12 protein-coding genes are annotated in these 18268 nt (G+C 70.6%); 11 read left to right on the top strand and 1 reads right to left on the bottom strand.

Annotated features, from left to right (window positions below; all coding sequences use genetic code 11):
• Window positions 1–85 precede the first annotated feature (85 nt).
• The 7 genes from ACAM42_RS28865 (at window position 86) to ACAM42_RS28835 (ending at window position 11382) form a co-directional block, all read left to right on the top strand.
• The gene (locus ACAM42_RS28865) at window positions 86–1189 is read left to right on the top strand and encodes a CaiB/BaiF CoA transferase family protein (RefSeq protein ID WP_369630207.1); all 1104 of its coding nucleotides are present in this window, start codon (window positions 86–88) and stop codon (window positions 1187–1189) included.
• 73 nt (window positions 1190–1262) lie between these two features.
• Window positions 1263–2840 (top strand): long-chain fatty acid--CoA ligase, encoded by a 1578-nt coding sequence (locus tag ACAM42_RS28860; RefSeq protein ID WP_369630206.1) that lies wholly within the window; start codon window positions 1263–1265, stop codon window positions 2838–2840.
• 27 nt (window positions 2841–2867) lie between these two features.
• Window positions 2868–4427, top strand: a complete 1560-nt coding sequence (locus tag ACAM42_RS28855; RefSeq protein ID WP_369630205.1) for a long-chain-fatty-acid--CoA ligase — start codon at window positions 2868–2870, stop codon at window positions 4425–4427.
• A gap of 38 nt (window positions 4428–4465) precedes the next feature.
• Window positions 4466–5617 carry an acyl-CoA dehydrogenase family protein gene (locus tag ACAM42_RS28850; protein ID WP_369630204.1) on the top strand — a complete coding sequence of 384 codons (1152 nt, stop codon included), beginning with the start codon at window positions 4466–4468 and terminating at the stop codon, window positions 5615–5617.
• A 5-nt stretch (window positions 5618–5622) separates the two neighbouring features.
• Window positions 5623–6414: an enoyl-CoA hydratase/isomerase family protein gene (locus ACAM42_RS28845; RefSeq protein ID WP_369630203.1), complete on the top strand. Its 792-nt coding sequence runs from the start codon at window positions 5623–5625 to the stop codon at window positions 6412–6414.
• 41 nt (window positions 6415–6455) lie between these two features.
• The gene (locus tag ACAM42_RS28840; protein ID WP_369630202.1) at window positions 6456–7349 is read left to right on the top strand and encodes an SDR family oxidoreductase; all 894 of its coding nucleotides are present in this window, start codon (window positions 6456–6458) and stop codon (window positions 7347–7349) included.
• A 202-nt stretch (window positions 7350–7551) separates the two neighbouring features.
• The gene (locus ACAM42_RS28835; protein WP_369630201.1) at window positions 7552–11382 is read left to right on the top strand and encodes an autotransporter domain-containing protein; all 3831 of its coding nucleotides are present in this window, start codon (window positions 7552–7554) and stop codon (window positions 11380–11382) included.
• Between the two features lie 60 nt (window positions 11383–11442).
• Here the strand turns inward: ACAM42_RS28835 and ACAM42_RS28830 are convergent, their stop codons facing one another.
• Window positions 11443–14181, bottom strand: a complete 2739-nt coding sequence (locus tag ACAM42_RS28830; RefSeq protein WP_369630200.1) for a LuxR C-terminal-related transcriptional regulator — start codon at window positions 14179–14181, stop codon at window positions 11443–11445.
• Between the two features lie 138 nt (window positions 14182–14319).
• Between ACAM42_RS28830 and ACAM42_RS28825 the strand changes: the two genes are divergently transcribed.
• The 4 genes from ACAM42_RS28825 to ACAM42_RS28810 are packed head-to-tail and all read left to right on the top strand — an operon-like array spanning window position 14320 to window position 18207.
• Entirely contained in the window at window positions 14320–15528 is a 1209-nt protein-coding gene (locus ACAM42_RS28825; RefSeq protein WP_307638052.1) for an acetyl-CoA C-acetyltransferase, read from the top strand.
• A gap of 29 nt (window positions 15529–15557) precedes the next feature.
• A complete protein-coding gene (locus tag ACAM42_RS28820) occupies window positions 15558–16970 on the top strand; it encodes an enoyl-CoA hydratase-related protein (protein WP_369630199.1) in 1413 nt (470 codons plus the stop codon).
• Window positions 16967–17794 (top strand): acyl-CoA thioesterase, encoded by an 828-nt coding sequence (locus tag ACAM42_RS28815; RefSeq protein WP_369630198.1) that lies wholly within the window; start codon window positions 16967–16969, stop codon window positions 17792–17794. Before ACAM42_RS28820 ends, ACAM42_RS28815 begins: the two co-directional genes overlap by 4 nt.
• On the top strand, window positions 17791–18207 hold the full coding sequence (locus ACAM42_RS28810) for an EthD domain-containing protein (RefSeq protein WP_307584358.1): 417 nt from the start codon (window positions 17791–17793) through the stop codon (window positions 18205–18207). Before ACAM42_RS28815 ends, ACAM42_RS28810 begins: the two co-directional genes overlap by 4 nt.
• Window positions 18208–18268 lie beyond the last annotated feature (61 nt).

Here is an 18268-nt window from a genome sequence, read left to right as displayed (position 1 = left end):
CGCTTCCGACGATGCGACGCCGGCGCCCGCGCGCCAAGATGCCTTCACACAACAGGCCGCCGGGTGCGCGCCAGAGGAGACACACATGGCAGGACCCCTGAAAGGACTTCGGGTCGTCGAGATGGCCGGCATCGGCCCCGGCCCCTTTTGCGCGATGCTGTTCGCCGACATGGGCGCGGAGGTGCTGCGCATCACGCGCCCCGGCACGCGGCGCGACTCCCACGACATCCTGGCGCGCGGGCGCAGCACCTGGGAGGTCGACCTGCGCGCCCCCGACGCCGCCGCGCCGGTGCTCGACGCCATCGCGCGCGCCGACATCCTCATCGAGGGCTTCCGCCCCGGCGTGATGGAACGCCTGGGCCTGGGCCCGGCCGAATGCCTGGCGCGCAACCCGCGCCTGATCTACGGCCGCATGACCGGCTGGGGCCAGCACGGCCCGCTGGCGCACGCGGCCGGCCACGACATCAACTACATCGCCATCAGCGGCGCGCTGCACGCCATCGGCCGCTCGGGCGAGGCGCCCGTGCCGCCGCTGAACTACGTGGGCGACTTCGGCGGCGGCGCCATGCTGCTGGCCTTCGGCCTGCTGGCCGCGCTGCACGAGGTCAAGGCCTCGGGCCAGGGCCAGGTGGTCGACGCCGCCATGACCGACGGCGCTGCGTTGCTGTCGGCCATGATGTACGGCTTCAAGTCGGCCGGCCAGTGGAGCAACCAGCGCGGCGAGAACCTGCTCGACGGCGGCGCCCACTTCTACGACACCTACGCCTGCGCCGACGGCAAGTACGTGGCCATCGGCTCCATCGAGCCGCAGTTCTACGCGCTGCTGCGCGAGCGCTGCGGCCTGGTCGATGACCCCGCCTTCGACGCCCAGATGGACGCCGACCGCTGGCCGCTGCTCAAGCTGCGCCTGGCCGACGTGTTCCGCACCCGCACGCGCGACGAGTGGTGCGTGCTGCTCGAAGGCAGCGACGCCTGCTTCGCGCCCGTGCTCGACTGGGACGAGGCCCCGCAGCACCCGCACAACGTGGCGCGCGGCACCTTCGCCACCGTGGGCGGCGTGGTGCAGCCCGCGCCCGCGCCGCGCTTCAGCCGCACCGCGCCGGTCGTGCCGCCGGCCGTGTCGCCCGACGACGGGCCCGCGCTGCTCAAGCGCTGGGGCGCGGCAGCGCCCGTGGCCGAAGCACGCTGACGTCCTTGTTTTCCGGGCATGCGCGTTCGCGCATGCATGGCATTTCCGCACCGCACCGACAGGAGCCTTGTCCATGCCCACCACGCCACCGCCGCTGTACCTCACGCAGGCCCTGCACCGCGCCATGCAGTGCAGCCCGCGCGCCGTCGCCACCGTGTTCCAGGGCCGCACGCGCACGTACGGCGAACTCGGCGAGCGCGTCGCGCGCCTGGCGGGCGGGCTGCGCCGCCTGGGCGTGCAGCCCGGCGACCGCGTGGGCGTGCTCGCGCTGAACGCCGACCGCACGCTGGAGTACTACCTGGCCGTGTGGTGGGCCGGCGGCGTGGTCAACCCGGTCAACACGCGCTGGAGCGTGGCCGAGATGGCGCACTCGCTCGACGACTGCGCGACGCACATCCTGTTCGTGGACGACCAGTTCCTGGCGACGGCGGACGAACTGCGCGCCGCCGCGCGCGCCGTCACCACCTGGGTCTACATGGGCGAGCGCCAGGCGCCCACGGGCATGACGGAATACGAAGCGCTGGTCCGGGAGCGCGAGCCCGTGCCCGACGCGCTGCGCGGCGGCGACGACCTGGCGGGCGTGTTCTACACCGGCGGCACCACCGGCCGGCCCAAGGGCGTGATGCTCAGCCACGCGGCGCTGGTGATCAACGCGCAGGTGTCGATGCTCGGCGCCTTCTTCGACGACAGCGCACGGCTGTTGCAGGTGGCGCCGCTCTTTCACCTGGCGGGGCTGTCGTTCTTGCTGCGCGGCGTGCTCATGGGCTGCGCGCAGATCATCCTGCCGGGCTTCTCGGTGGACGGCATGCTCGCCGCCATCGAGCGCGACCGCGCCACCAACCTCATGGCCGTGCCCGCGATGCTGCAGATGCTGGTGGACGACCCGCGCACCGCGCAGGCCGACCTGTCGAGCGTGCGCTTCGTCGGCTACGGCGCCTCGCCCATCACCGAGGCGCTGCTGGAGCGCGCCTTCGCCACCTTCCCGCAGGCCGAGTTCGCGCAGGGCTACGGCATGACCGAGCTGTCGGCCGGCGTGAGCTACCTCACGCGCCACTACCACTCGCCCGAAGGCCGCAAGCTCGGCAAGCTGGCCTCGGCCGGGCAGGCGCTCTCGGGCATCGACCTGCGCGTGTGCGACGGCGACGGCCGCGAGGTGCCGCGCGGCACGGTGGGCGAACTCACGGTGCGCAGCCCGTGCGTGATGCAGGGCTACTGGAACCTGCCCGAGCAGACGGCCGCTGCGCTGCAGGGCGGCTGGATGCACACCGGCGACGCCGCCCGCATGGACGACGACGGCTTCGTCTTCATCGTCGACCGCTACAAGGACATGATCGTGAGCGGCGGCGAGAACATCTACTGCGCCGAGGTCGAGGGCGCGCTCGCGCGCCACCCCGCCGTGGCCGCCGCCGCCGTCATCGGCGTGCCCGACGAGCGCTGGGGCGAGGCCGTGCATGCGGTGGTGGTGCGCAAGCCCGGCGCCGAAGCCGATGCCGACGCGCTCATCGTCCACTGCCGCGATTTGATCGCGGGCTACAAGTGCCCGCGCAGCGTCGCGTTCGTCGACGCGCTGCCGATCTCGGGCGCCGGCAAGGTCATGAAGTACCGCCTGCGCGAGCCGCACTGGGCCGGCCACGCACGCCGGGTTGCCTGACGAAAAAACCACCAAGGAGACGACACCATGTTCCTCACCCAGCCCCTGCACAAGGGCCGCCGCGAGAAGGCCCGCGAGACCGCCGTGGTCTGCGGCAGCCACCGCCTGGACTTCGCGACCCTCACCGACCGCGTGGCGCGCCTGGGCGCCGTTCTGCAGCAGCTCGGCATGGCGCGCGGCGACCGCGTCGGCATGATGAGCCTGAACTCGCACCGCTTCGTCGAGTTCTTCTTCGGCACCTGGTGGGGCGGCGGCGTCATCAACCCGGTGAACATCCGCTGGAATCCGAAGGAGGTCGCCTACTCGCTGGACGACTGCGACACGCGCATCCTGCTGGTGGACGACCTGTTCGCGCCCATGGCCGGCGAGCTGCGCAAGCTCTCGACCTCGCTGCGCACCGTGGTGTACTGCGGCGACGGCCCCGTGCCCGAGGGCATGGTCGGCTACGAGGCACTGCTGGCCGGCGCGCAGCCCATCGACGACGCGCCGCACAGCGCCGACGAGCTGGCCGCCATCATGTACACCGGCGGTACTACCGGCCGGCCCAAGGGCGTGATGCTCACGCACGGCAGCCTCTACATCAACGCGCTGAGCTCGGTGGCCGCGGTGCCGCGCGAGACGCGCAACGCCGCCGTGGTCATCGCCGTGCCCATGTTCCACGTGGCCGGATGCGGGCTGTCGTTGCAGAGCATCCTGCGGCTGGTGCCGCAGCACGTGGTGCCGATGTTCGACGAGGTGGCGATCCTGCAGGCCATCCAGGCCGCGCGCGCCACCGAGATGTTCCTGGTGCCCACCATGATCAAGCGCGTGATCGAGCACCCGCGCTTTGCCGAGTTCGACCTGTCGAGCCTGCAGATGCTGCTGTACGGCGCCGCGCCCATCGACGTGGCGCTGCTCGAGCAGGCCATGGCCGCGCTGCCCGCCACGAGTTTCTCGCAGGCCTACGGCATGACCGAGCTGTCGCCCACCGTGGCCGTGCTGATGCCGCACTTCCACCTGCCCGGGCCCGACCGCAACCGCCTGCTGCGCGCGGCCGGCACGCCGGTGCCCGTGGCCGAGATCCGCATCGTCGACGGCGAGGACAACGAGCTGCCCCCCGGCCAGGTCGGCGAGATCGTCGCGCGCGGCCCGATGGTCATGAAGGGCTACTGGAACAAGCCCGCCGAGACCGAGGCCGCGCTGCGCGGCGGCTGGATGCACACCGGCGACGGCGGCTACATGGACGAGCACGGCCTGCTGTTCGTGGTCGACCGCATGAAGGACATGATCGTGAGCGGCGGCGAGAACGTGTACTCGGCCGAGGTCGAGAACGCCATCGCCCAGATGCCGCAGGTGCTGATGTCCGCCGTCATCGGCGTGCCCGACGACAAGTGGGGCGAGCGCGTGCACGCGGTGATCGTTCTGCGCGAAGGCATGCCGCTCACCGCCGACGACGTCATCGCGCATTGCCGCGACCAGATCGCCAACTACAAGTGCCCACGCAGCGTGGAGTTCCGCGATGCGCTGCCGCTGTCGGCCGCCGGCAAGCTGCAGAAGTTCCAGCTTCGCGAACCCTTCTGGGCCGGTAAAGAGCGCCGCGTCGGCTGACCCCATTCCCCCAATTCCAAGACACTGAAGGACACCCCATGCCCATCGATTTCCGCCGCTCGTGGAGCGACGAAGAACTGGAGCTGTACCGCGACAACGTCGTGCGTTTCGTCGAGACCGAAGTCGTTCCGCACGACGAAGAAGCGCGCAAGCGCGGCCACGTCGGCCACGAGGTCTGGCGCAAGGCCGGCGCGCTCGGCCTGCTGTGCGCCGACATCCCCGAGGCCTACGGCGGCGCGGGCGGCGACTTCCGCCACGAGGCCGTGTTCTACGAGGAGAAGGCGCGCCGCGCGCTCAGCGGCATGGCCAGCTCGGTGCACACCATCGTGGCGCATTACTTCCTGAACCACGGCACCGAGGAACAGAAGCAACGCTACCTGCCGCGCATGGCGCGCGGCGAGCTGGTCGGCGCCATCGCCATGACCGAGCCTGGCGCCGGCTCCGACCTGCAGGGCGTGCGCACGCGCGCCGAGAAGCAGCTCGACGGCAGCTACCGCATCCGCGGCTCCAAGACCTTCATCACCAACGGCTTTCTCGCGGGCGTGGTGCTGGTCGTGGCCAAGACCGACCCGACGCAGGGCGCCAAGGGCACCTCGATCCTCATCGTCGAGACCGAGGGCTGCGAGGGCTACCGCGTGGGCCGCGTGCTCGACAAGATCGGCATGAAGGCGCAGGACACCTCGGAGCTCTTCTTCGACGACGTGCACGTGCCGGCCGACGCGCTGCTCGGCGGCCAGGAGGGGCAGGGCTTCTTCCAGCTCATGAGCGACCTGCCGTACGAGCGCACCATCATCGGCGTGAACGCGCTGGCCACCATGGAAGGCGCCTACCAGGCCACGCTCGACTACGTGCGCGACCGCAAGGCCTTCGGCAAGCCGATCGCCGAGTTCCAGAACACCAAGTTCAAGCTGGCCGAGATCGCCACGCAGATCAAGGTGGGCCGCGCCTTCATCGACCGCTGCGTGGAAGACCTCGTGGCCGGCAAGCTCGACACCGCCACCGCCTCCATGGCCAAGCTCTGGGCCTCCGAGACGCAGGGCCGCGTGGTCGACGAATGCCTGCAGCTGTTCGGTGGCTACGGCTTCATGACCGAGTACATGGTCGCGCGCATGTACGCCGACGGGCGCGTGCAGCGCATCTACGGCGGCACCAACGAGATCATGAAAGAAGTGATCTCGCGCGCGCTGTGACGGCGATGAACGAGGTGCTCCAGGTCGAGCGGCGCGGCGAGGTCGCCTGGCTCACGCTGAACCGCCCCGAACGCTTGAACGCGCTCGACCCGGCGCTGGTGCGCGCGCTGCGCGAGTACTTCGAAGGCCTCAGCGCGCGCAGCCCCGAGCGCGTGGTCGTGCTGCAGGGCGCGGGCCGCGCCTTCTGCGCCGGGCTCGACCTGAAGGAGCAGGTGGGCGGCGAAGACCTCGGGGTGGCCGACATGCTCGAACAGCAGAAGGGCATCCGCGACATCATGCTGGCCATGCGGCGCTGCCCGCAGCCCATCGTCAGCGTGGTGCAGGGCGCGGCCAGCGGCGGCGGCTTTGCGCTCGCGCTGGCGTCCGACGTGCGCCTGGCCACGCCCGACGCGCGCATGAACGCCGCCTTCATCCGCATCGGCCTGTCGGCCTGCGACGTGGGCGTGAGCTACTTCCTGCCGCGCATGGTCGGCAGCTCGGTCGCCGCCGAGTACATGCTCACCGGCCGCTTCATGGACGCGCAGCGCGCCTGCGCGCTGGGCCTCGTGAGCCGCGTCGACGCGCTGCCCGCGCTGCAGGCCGAGGCGCAGGCGCTGGCCGACGACATGCTCAACGCGACGCCCGTGGCGCTGCGCCTGACCAAGGAGGCGCTCGGTATTGCCGTGGACGCCGGCAGCATGGAAGCGGTCGTCGCCATGGAAGACCGCAACCAGGTGCTGTGCACCCAGACCCGCGATTTCCGCGAAGGCATGAACGCCTTCCTCGAGAAGCGCGCGCCCGTCTACACGGGGCGCTGAGCTTCATCCCGAATTTCAACGGACCGCACACAAGGATTTTCATGACCCTCGACGACCTGATGTTCAAGCCCGGCCTGCTGGCCGGCCGCCGCTACCTCGTGACCGGCGGCGGCAGCGGCCTGGGCCGCGTGATGAGCGAGGCGCTGCTGCTGCTCGGCGCCCACGTCTACATCTGCGGGCGCCGCGCGCCGGTGCTCGAAGAAACCGCGGCCGAGCTGATGCACCGGCACGGCGGGCGCGTGACGCCCAAGACCTGCGACATTCGCCATGACACGCAGATCACCGAGATGCTCGACGAAATCTGGGCCGACGGCGGCGCGCTCGACGGCCTGGTCAACAACGCCGCGGGCAACTTCGTGAGCCGCACCGAAGACCTGTCGCCGCGCGCCTTCGACGCCATCTCGAGCATCGTCTTTCGCGGCAGCTTCTGCATGACGCTCGAATGCGGCAAGCGCTGGCTGGCCGAAGGCAAGGCCGCGTCGGTGCTGTCGATCCTCACCACCTGGGTGTGGAACGGCTCGCCCTTCACCGTGCCCTCGGCCATGTCGAAGGCCGGGCTGCACGCCATGACGCAGTCGCTCGCGGTCGAGTGGGCCGGGCGCGGCATCCGCTTCAACGCCATCGCGCCGGGCCTGTTCCCCACCGAAGGCATGAGTGCGCGGCTGAATCCCGGCGGCGGCGAGCACAAGGCCGAGCGCAACCCGATGGAGCGCAACGGCCGCATGCCCGAGCTGGCCAACCTCGCGGCCTACCTGCTGGGCCCGGGCTCGGAGTACGTCAACGGCCAGACCATCGCCATCGACGGCGCGCAGTTCCAGGCCACGGGCGGGAATTTCTCGCGCATGTCGCAATGGCAGGACGAGGACTGGAAACGCGCGCGGGAGCACATCGCGGGGCGCGACGCGCAGGACAAGCGGCAGCGGCTGGCGGCCTGAAGCGCTGCAACCTAGGGAAAAACTTCAGCGTCTGGATTCCAAAGTATCGGAACAAGCACCGACGAGATCACAAAGAACGACCCCTCTTTCCAGAATTTAACGACCGTTAACCGGCCCGTGCGCGACGTCTTCACGACGTGGCTTCACCGGCAGGGCGACGGTCTTTTCATTCCATTCCAAGACAGAGAGGGTTCGTTCCGTCATGACGAGATCACCGAAGTTCAAGCGCAGGGCCGTGGCCCGCGCCGCCGTGTGCGTGCTGGGTTCGATGCTGGCCTCCGCGGCCGGTGCACAGGCCTATCCGGGCGACCCCGGCATGATCGGCGACCCGGCCAGCTGGCGCACGAAGGAGTTCCTGGCCGACTGGGGGCTCGGGGCGATGAAGACCGAGTACGCCTACGCGGCGGGGTTCACGGGCAAGGGCGTGAAGCTGGGCGTCATCGATTCGGGCTTCGACGTGCGCCACACGCGCGAGCTGCCGCTCACGCGCTTCACGGCGCTGGTGACGGCGACGTCCAACGGGGCGTACAGCGAGTTCGCGGCGGATGGTTCCAGGCTCAATGGTCCAGCGTCGGGTACCGGTTTTCACGGCACCCACGTGGCCGGCACCGTGGGCGCCAGCCGGGATGGGCAGGACATCAAGAACAACATGCACGGCGTGGCGTTCAATGCCAGCGTGGTCGTGGGCAACACCAATGCGCCCGATGGTCTGTATTCGTTGCCTGGACTCGACCCGAAGGCCTCTCCCAATGCGTCGAACGAGAATTTTCGGAATCTCTACCAGGGCATGCGCGACGCGGGTGTGCGGGTCGTCAACAACAGCTGGGGCAATCCCCACTCGTCGCAGAATTCCGCCGATATTTCTGGAGTAAGGAAAGCCTACGCCGAATTCCTGACGCAGTCATCCTGGCTCGATGCCGCGATCGACGCCACCAAGACCACCGCCGACGGGAGGGAAGGGCTTATCCAGGTGTTCGTTTCCGACAATCAATTTCAGCCGCAACCGAGTGTGCGAGGTGCATTGCCGTACTTCCGGCCCGAGGTCGAGGGGCACTGGCTGACGGTGACCGGTGTCGGGCATGTCGGCGAGGGGGGCTACTATCAAAAATTCAACCAGTGCGGCGTGGCCAAGTACTGGTGTGTGGCGGCGCCCGGAGGGGACATCCTGAGCACGACGCTCGACGGCGCGTACGGCTCCTTCAGCGGAACGTCCATGGCAGCGCCCCATGCCACAGGCGCGCTGGGCATCGTCATGGAGCGCTACCCGTACATGACCAACGAGCAAGCCTTGCAAGTGCTGCTCACCACCGCCACGAAGTTCGACGGCACGCGGCAGATGGCGCCCGATGAAGAAATAGGCTGGGGCCTCATCAACCTCGAGAACGCGATGAAGGGGCCGGGGCAACTGCTCAAGCGCACGGTCATCGACATGCCCGGCGGCACGTCCGACACGTGGCGCAATGACATCTCCGAAGCAGGGCTGATCCAGCGAAAGAAGGAAGAAGCGGCCGAGATTGCGCACCTCAGTGCCTGGACGAAGAGCCCGGTCACCGCTGAGAGTTTGAAACCGGCAGCCGATGCTGCGCGGGGGTTGCTTCAGGCCGTGCTGGATGCAGCCATTGCCGGCAACGACTACACCGCAGCGTTGGCGGCCGTGAATGCCAACCCCATCGCGAAGGTCGCACTCGCGGACTTCGAGGTGACTCTCCCATTCTTGAAACCGGGTAGTGTCATGAGGGATTTTTTCCTCAATGCTGCGAAGATCCGCGAGAGCTTCACCTCCATCGTGGAAAGGCTTGTGGAGGAAGCAACGCCTGACCCGGATCACGTGGCCTACCTGCGCACCCGCACCGATGCCGACTACCGCGGCAGCCTCGTGAAGGCCGGTGCCGGGCGGCTGGTGCTCACGGGCACCAACACCTACTCGGGCGACACGCACGTCCAGGCCGGCGAGCTCGCGCTGGGCGAGGGCGGTACCACCGGTTCCATCACCAGCCACGTGGCCATCGACGCGGGCGCCAGCTTCGCCATCGACCGCGGCGACGCCTACGACTTCACCTACAACATCACCGGCGCGGGCGACCTGCGCACCACGGGCGGCACGACCGGCGAAGGCGTCACCACCTTGAGCGGCGCCAACAGCTACAGCGGCGCGACCTGGGTCCAGGGCGGCACGCTGCGCGCGGGCTCGGCCACCGGCCTGTCGAACGCCAGTGAGTTCACGGTGGCCGGCAAGGCCAGGCTCGACCTCAACGGCTTCGACGCCACCATCGGCTCGCTGGCCGGCGCGGGCGACGTCGCCGTGGGCACCGGCACGCTGACCACCGGCGGCAACGACCGTTCGACGCAGTTCGCGGGCCGCTTCAGCGGCAGCGGCGGCCTCGTCAAGGCGGGCGCGGGCCGCTTCGAGCTCACTGGCGACTCCGGCGGCTTCACGGGCAAGACCTCGGTGGCGCAGGGCATGCTGTCGGTCAACGGCACGCTGGGCGGCACGATGGCTGTGCTGTCGGGCGGGCGTTTGCAGGGCACCGGCACGGTCGGCAGCACGACCGTCGCCACCGGCGGTGTCGTGGCACCGGGCAACTCCATCGGCACGCTGCACGTGGCCGGCAATGCACGCTTCGCGCCGGGCTCGACTTTCGAGGCCGAACTGAGCGGCACCGACGCACAGGCCGACAGGCTCGACGTCAGCGGCCACGCCACGCTCGACGGTGGCACGGTCCGCGTGCTCGGCGGCTACGTTCTGGGCGCGCGATACACGCTGCTGAACGCCGAGGGCGGCGTGAGCGGCACCTTCGCCGATTTCAGCGTGGCCAAGGACTACCTCTTTCTCTCGCCGAAGCTGGGCTACACCGCGACGCAGGTCTACACCGAGGCCATGCGCAACAGCGTGTCGTTCGCGTCGGTCGCGCAGTCGGGCAACCAGCGCGCGATAGGGGCGAACCTCGATGGCGCCGCCGCATGGAGCCCGGCGCTGGCCGCCGCGCTGCAGCTGGAGAGCGTGCCGGCCGCACGCGCGGCCTTCGACAGCCTGTCGGGCGAAGTGCATGCCTCCGCGAAGACCGCGCTCATCGAGGACAGCCGCTTCGTGCGCGAGGCCGCGATGGAGCGCCTGCGTGCCTCGGCCGGCACGGCGGGCGCATCCACGGCGCCGGTCAAGGTGAATGACGGCGCCGGCCGCTCGCACAGCGTCGACCCGACGACACGCGACAGCGTCTTCTGGAGCCAGGCCCTGCACTCGACCGGCCGTGCGCGCGGCGACGGCAACGCCGCGCGGTTCGATCGTTCGGTCGACGGCCTGCTGATGGGCGGCGACACCCGCGTGGGCGACAACGCGCGCCTGGGCGTGACCGGCGGCTACAGCCGCAGCAAGGTCGACGTGGACGCGCGTTCGTCCTCGGGCGATGCCACCAGCTACCACCTGGGCCTGTACGGCGGCACCACGCTCGGTGCGTGGGCCCTGCGCGCCGGCGCGGCCTATGCGCGGCACGACGTGGACACCACGCGCCAGGCGCGCGTGGCAGGCTTGTCGGATTCGCTCAAGAGCAACCACGACGTATCGACCACGCAGGTCTTCGGCGAAGTGGGCTACAGCCTGGCGGCCGGCGAGGTGGCACTGGAGCCCTTCGCGAACCTCGCGCACGTCACGCTGCACACCGACGCGTTCTCGGAGCGCGGCACGTGGGCGGCGCTGCAGGCGCGCAGCGGCAGCGCGAACGTCGGCCTGTCGACGCTGGGCCTGCGCGCATCGACCGCGGTGCGCCTGGGCAGCGTCGACGCCACGCTCAAGGGCATGGTCGGCTGGCGCCGTGCCTACGGCGACCTGACGCCCTTCACCAGCGTCGCATTGCCGGGCGCCACCGGCTTCTCGGACATCGCGGGTGTGGCGGTCGCGAAGAACGCGGCGGTGCTGCAACTCGGCATGGACTTCGCGTTCTCGCCGCGTGCGACCTTCGGCGTGTCGTATGGCGGGCAGTTCGGCGGCAAGGCGCGCGACCAGTCGGTGAAGGCGAATCTGAACGTGTCGTTCTGACGAAAGGCGAAGGTTGGGGCCCGTCTGCCATGTGTCGGCGGGCGGGCCCTTTTTTTCGGGCTAGCGGATCACGCCGAGCTTGCGCGCAATCGCCACCGCCTCCGTGCGCCGCTTCGCGCCCAGCTTCATGTGGATGTTGCGCAGGTGCGTGCGCACCGTGCTTTCGGACACGAACAGCTTCTCGCCCATCGCATTGTTCGAGTAGCCCTCGGCCAGGAGCTGCAGCACGCGGATTTCCTTGCGCGTGAGCGGCTCCTTGGTGGCGTCGCCCGAAGGCGCCTCGGCGTCGATCGGCGACGGCGGCGGGCCCAGCACCTGCAGCAGCCGCTGCAGGTAGTCGGCCAATATCGGGTCGCTGCGCAGCACGGGCGCCACGGCACCCGCTTCTTGCTGCATCGCTGCGGCATAGCGGTGCACCAGCGTGCCCACGGCCGGGCCTTCGTCGAGGATCAGCCGCACGAAGCCTTCCTGGCTCGCGGCCTGCAGCACGGCGCCGATCTCCTCGATGGCGGTGGCGAGGTCGCCCGCGCGCTGCAGCGCCAGCGCACGCAGCACGCGCAGCTTGAGCGCGCGGCGGTTGCGGTTGGCGGCCACGGCGGCGTGCAGCTCGGCGTCGAGCACGGTGAGGGCCGCGCGCGCGTCGCCGAAGGCGATGTCCCAGCGCGCCCGCGCGAGCGCGAGGTAGTCGAGGTCGTGCGCGGGCAGGCGCTGGCGGCGCTCGCGCTCCCACAGCTCGGGGTCGTCGGCGCGCTGCAGCTCGTCGCGCGAGGCGGGGCCGTTGCCCTGCAGCAGCAGCATGTGGGCGCGCTCCAGCTTGGCGCCCGCCACCACGCGCGGCAGCTGGCGGTGGTGGCCCAGGTACTCGAGTTCGGTCAGGGCCTGGAACGCGGCGTCGATGTCGCCCGCGTGGAAGGCGATGCGCGAGCGCATGACGTGGCTCAGGATCATGTGGTCGGGCAGGCCCACGTCGCGCGCCAGCGGCAGGTACACGTTCAGCAGGTGCTCGGCCTGCACCAGCTGGTTGGTCTCGTACACGGCGCCCGCGTACAGCACACCGGCCCAGGCGTTGCCGTGGCTGTGGTTGTACGACACGGCATGCGTGGAGTCGACCGCCATGCGCAGCCGCGCGGTGGCCTGGCGAAGACGGCCTTCGGTGAGGTCGAACAGGCCCGCCAGCGACTCGGTGTACATGCGGTTGAAGGTGCTGTTGCCCTGCTCGCGCCGCGCGGCCTCGAGCAGGCGCTGCGCCTCGCGCTGGTCGCCGCGCACCGCGAGGATGTGGGCCATCGCGTTGAGCAGCACGCCCTCGGCAAAGGCCAGCCCGGTGGGCAGGCGCGCGAGGCTTTCGCGGCCGGCTTCATACGCGGCGTCGTGCTGGTCTTCCATGGCCAGCAGCAGCGGAATGAGCGTGTGGGCGTTGGCGCGCACCTCGGGAATGGGGCTGTCGAGGCAGCCCGACTGTTCGAGCAGCCGCATCGCGTCCCACGGGCCGTGCGTGAAGCAGGTGGCCCACAGCGCGATGAGTTGCAGGAACGGGTGCTCGCGCAGCTGGTGTTCGGGGATGGCCGAGAACCAGCGCGCCAGCATGCGCATGCGGCCCTGCTCGAGGAACTGCTCGGCGTAGCTGTCGAGCAGCGTGAGCGCGTGCGGGTGGTCGCCGCCTTCGATGGCATGGTCGATGGCGGGCACGGGCCGGCCGTGCGACTCGTACCAGCCCGAAGCCGCGAGGTGCAGCCGCGCGAGCTCGCCCGGCCGCTCGCGCGCCAGCTGCGCGCGCAGGAAGTCGGCAAAGAGGCTGTGGTAGCGCCACGCGCGCACTTCGCCGCCGGCGTCGCCGCTCACGGGTGTGAGGAACAGGTTGGCCGCGGCCAGCTGCTCGAGGATGACGGCGCTGTCGCCGCGCGGGTTGAGCGCCTGGCACACCGAGGCGTCGAGCTGGCGCAGGATGCTGGTGCGCAGCAGAAAGTCGTGGATCTCGGGTGGCTGGTGCGCGAGCACGTCTTCGGCCAGGTAGTCGGCCACGGCGCGGTCGGAGCCCGAGAAGCGTTCGATGAAGCCGGTCTCGATGCCGTGCCGCTCCAACGCCATCGACGCCAGCCAGATGGCCGCCACCCAGCCTTCGGTCTTGCGGTGCAGCTGCGAGAGCAGGTCGGCCGGCAGCGCCTGCGGCGGCTGCGCGGCGGCGTGCGGCGTGTGCGCCTGGCGCAGGCCGATGAAGGCGCTGGTTTCTTCCAGCGTGAAGCGCAGGCGGTCGGTGTCGATCTCGATGAGCTGGCCGCGCGCGCGCAGCCGGCCCAGCCCGAGGTCGGGCAGGCTGCGCGAGCCGATCACGATCTGCCCGCGCCGCGGCAGGTGTTCGACCAGCTCGCGCACGAGGCCCAGCACGGCGGGCTCCTGAACCACCTCGAAGTCGTCGAGGAACAGCGTGAAGGGCGAGTCGTGCGCGGCCAGCGCGGCCACGGCGTCGAAGGGCGCGTGGCTTGCGGGCTCGTCCACGCCGATGCGCTGCACGGCCTCGGCCAGGCAGTTGAGAAAGCGCGAGACGTCGTTGTCGGCGCGGTCGAGCGTGAGCCAGGCGGTGGCGATGCCCTGCGCGTCCATGCGCTCGCGGATCTGCGCCATGGCGGTGGTCTTGCCGAAGCCGGCGGGCGCGCGCACCAGCACGAGCTTGACGGTGGCGGCGGCGATCTCTTCGCTGATGGCGGTGCGCGGCACCTGCGTGGCCACGAAGGCCGGCGGGTTCAGCTTGGTCTCGAGAATCCGGAGCGAAGAAGGGGGAACGGGGGCTGGAGCAGGCATCGCGAAGGGGGAGTGAGTGCCTGGAAATTCCGTCGCTTCCGACGATTCCGGCAACCGATTCTGCTTCCTAAACTGGCCGCAGACAAACTGAATTCCCCTGCATCCGGTGGCCTTGCGCACCCGGGCGGCGCCCTGCCCATGACCGACGACGTTTTCATCTACGACCACGTGCGCACGCCGCGCGGCAAGGGCCGCGCCGACGGTGCGCTGCACCCCATCACGCCGGTGCAGCTGGCCACGCAGGTGTTGCAGGCGCTGCGCGAACGCCATGCACTCGACCCCGCGCAGATCGAGGACGTGGGCCTGGGCGTGGTGATGCCGGTGGGCGAGCAGGGCGCCGACATCGCGCGCGTCGCGCTGCTGTCGGCGGGCTACGGCGACAGCGTGGTGGGCTTCCAGCTCAACCGCTTCTGCACCTCGGCGCTCGACACGCTGAAGATGGGCTTCGGCCTCGTGGCCTCGGGCCAGGCCGACGCGGTGATCGGCGGCGGCGTGGAGTCGATGTCGCGCGTGACCATCGGCAGCGACGGCGGCGCGGTCTACACCGACCCCGCCGTGGGCCAGCGCTACCCCTACATCCCCAACGGCGTGGCGGCCGACCTCATGGCCATGCTCGACGGCGTGGACCGCGAGGCGGTCGATGCCTACGCCGTCGAAAGCCAGCGCCGCGCCGCCGTGGCGCAGGCCGAGGGCCGCTTCGACCGCTCGCTCGTGCCCGTGCGCGACCGGCTCGGCCGCACCGTGCTTGCGAAAGACGAGGCCAACCGCCCCGGCACCACGATGGCCGACCTCGCCAAGCTCAAGCCCGCCTTCGCCGGCGTGGCCGCGCAGGGCTACGAAGCCATCCTGCTGCAGCGCTATCCGCAGCTGTCGCACATCGCGCCGATCCACACGGGCGGCAACTCGAGCGGCATCGTCGACGGCGCCTGCGCGGTGCTCATGGGCAACCGCGACTACGGCACGCGCAACGGCTTGAAGCCGCGCGCGCGCATCGTCGGCAGCGCCTCGTGCGCCGACGAGCCGCTGCTGAGCCTGGGCGGCCCGATGCCCGCCACCGAACGCCTGCTGGCGCGCTGCGGCCTGAGCATCGGCGACATCGACCTGTTCGAAGTGAACGAGGCCTTCTCGGTGGTGCCGATGCGCTATGCGCGGCACTTCGACATCGACCCCGCGCGCATCAACGTGAACGGCGGCGCCATCGCGCTGGGCCACCCGCTGGGCGCGACCGGCGCGATCCTCACGGGCACGCTGCTCGACGAACTGGAGCGGCGTGACGCGCGCCTGGGCCTGGTCACGCTGTGCGCCGCGGCGGGGCAGTCGACCGCGCTGGTGATCGAACGCGTCTGAGCAGCACGTCTTCTCTTTCCTTTTTTCCTATGCCTTCCCACATCCGATTCGAGGTCGATGCCGACGGCGTCGCGCTCCTCACCCTCGACGTGCCCGAGCGGCCGATGAACGTGTTCACGCCCGGCTTCACGGCCGAACTGCGCGAGGCCGTGGCGCAGATCGCGCAGCGCGCCGACGTGCGCGGCGCCGTCATCACTTCGGGCAAGGCCAGCGGCTTCATGGCCGGGGCCGACCTGAAGGACCTCGTGGGCTTTCATGCCACGGGCGGCGGCGCGGCCGAGGCCATCGAGGCGATCGCACCCGGCGGGCGCGCGCTGCGCGAGCTAGAGCGCTGCGGCAAGCCCGTGGCGGTGGCCATCAACGGCGTGGCGCTGGGCGGCGGGTTCGAGCTCGCACTGGCCTGCCATCACCGCGTGCTGCTCGACGAGCCGCGCGCGGTGGTCGGGCTGCCTGAGGTCACGGTCGGCCTGCTGCCCGTGGGCGGCGGCACGCAACGGCTGCCGCGCCTCATCGGCATTGCGCGCGCGCTGCCGCTGCTGCTGTCGGGCCGGCACGTGGCGCCGGCCGAAGCGCTGGCGCTGGGCATGGTCGATGCGCTCGCGCCGGCCGACCAGCTCGTGGCCGTGGCCCGTCGCTGGGTGCTCGACCATCCCGACGCCGGCCAGCAGCCGTGGGACGTGAAGGGCTTCCAGGTGCCGGGCGGCGCGGGTGCGCTCGCACCGCATGCGGGGGCCAGCTTCGGCGCCACGCTGGCGCAGGTGCGGCGCGACACGCACGACCAGCTGCCGGCGCCGCTGGCCATCCTGTCGGCCGTGTACGAAGGCACGCAGCTGCCGATGGACGCGGGCCTGGCGGTCGAGGCGCAGTGCTTCGGCCCCTTGCTGGCCGGGCCGGTGGCGCGCAACCTGATGCGCACGCTGTTCGTGAGCCGGGGCGCGGCGCTGCGGCGCAAGGGCGACTTGGGTGCGGTCAACGCTGCGTATGTCGAACGGCTGCGTCAGCTGTACCGCAGTGAAGGTGCGGCGCTGTTGAGCGAGGGCGTGTCGCCTGCGCTGATCGCGAACGCTGCGCGGCAGGCCGGGTTGGGCGAGAGTCCGTTGACCGCCGATGCAACGGCGGAACAAGCCACTGCGTCGCAACCCGACGCACGCGCCGTCGGCGAACGCCTGCTGTCGCTGCTCGCGCTCGAAGCAGTGCGTTGCCTCGAAGAAGACGTGCTGAAGCAGCCGGTCGAGGCCGACCTCGGCGCCGTGCTTGCGCTGGGCTACCCCGACTGGACCGGCGGCACGCTCTCGTACATCGAGACTGTCGGCCTCTCGGCTTTCGTCGCGCGCTGCGACGCGCTGGCCGAGCGCCACGGCGAGCGCTTCAAGCCTACGGCCGCACTGCGCCAGCGCGCGCAATCGAACACGCAGTTCTATCCCGCGGAGCACGCCGCGTGAGTACAGGCCGCGCGCAAGCGCTGCAGTCGCTGGTCGCGCAGCTGCAGCTCGAGCAGCTCGAGAAGAACCTGTTTCGCGGCACCAGCACCGACATCGGTGCGCCCGCCGTCTTCGGCGGCCAGGTGCTCGGGCAGGCGCTGATGGCCGCGGCCCGCACGGTCGACGGGCATGCGGCGCATTCGCTGCATGGCTACTTCCTGCGCGCAGGCGACAAGGCCGCACCCATCGTCTACGACGTGGACCGCATCCGCGATGGCGCGAGCTTCACCACGCGGCGCGTGGTCGCCATCCAGCACGGCGAGCCGATCTTCCACATGTCGGCCTCGTTCCACCGGCGCGAGGAAGGCGTGTCGCACCAGTGCGCGATGCCCGAGGCGCCGCCGCCCGAAGACCTCACGCCGCGCGCCGGCTCGCGCGTGCGCGTCGAGGGGCCCATCGAGTTCCGCTACGTCGATCCGCGCGACCCGGTCACGGCCGGCCCGCGCCCACCGCACAGCCAGCTCTGGCTGCGCACCGCCGACGCGCTGCCCGACGATCCGCTGCTGCACCAGGCCATGCAGGCCTATGCCTCCGACTACAGCTTCATGGGCGTGGCGATGCAGCCGCACGGCCTGGCGTTTCAGCAACCCGGCGTGCAGGGCGTGAGCCTGGACCACGCGATGTGGTTCCACCGCGACTTCCGCTGCGACGACTGGCTGCTGTACGACGCCGACTCGCCCTCGGCCGAGCATGCGCGGGGCTTTTGCCGTGGCGCGCTGTTCGACCGCACCGGCCGGCTCGTGGCCTCGGTCGCGCAGGAAGGGCTGATCCGGGTGCGCCGATGATCAAGCTCGTCTTCTGCCTGCGGCGCTTGCCGCACCTGGACCGCGCGCAGTTCCAGCACCACTGGCGACACGTGCATGCGCCGCTCGTCGCCGAACGCGCGGAGGTGCTGGGCCTGCGCCGCTACGTGCAGTCGCACACGCTCGACGATGCGCTGGTGCAGCCGCTGGCCGTGCCGCGCAGCAGCCCCGCGCCCTTCGACGGCGTGGCCGAGCTGTGGTGGGACAGCCTCGAGGCGCGCACCGGCGCGCGGCGCGAAGAAGCCCGCCGCGCGAGCGCCGAGCTGCTCACGGACGAGCGTCGCTTCATCGACCTGGCGGCCTCGCCGATCTTCTTCACCGACGAGTTCGCCGTGGTCGGCGACCCCGCCGCCGAGGCGGTGCGCGACTACCTGCAGGCGCGCGGCCGCCTGTAATCGTCGCTTCGGACGATGCCTGCGCGCAGGGCGCGTCCCTAAACTTTTTCCCACAGGCTGG

The sequence above is a fragment of the Variovorax sp. V35 genome (assembly GCF_041154465.1).
GTDB lineage: Bacteria > Pseudomonadota > Gammaproteobacteria > Burkholderiales > Burkholderiaceae_C > Variovorax > Variovorax boronicumulans.
The sequence above is the reverse complement of the archived record's forward strand: the minus strand, read 5'-3'. Positions and strand labels throughout refer to the sequence as shown.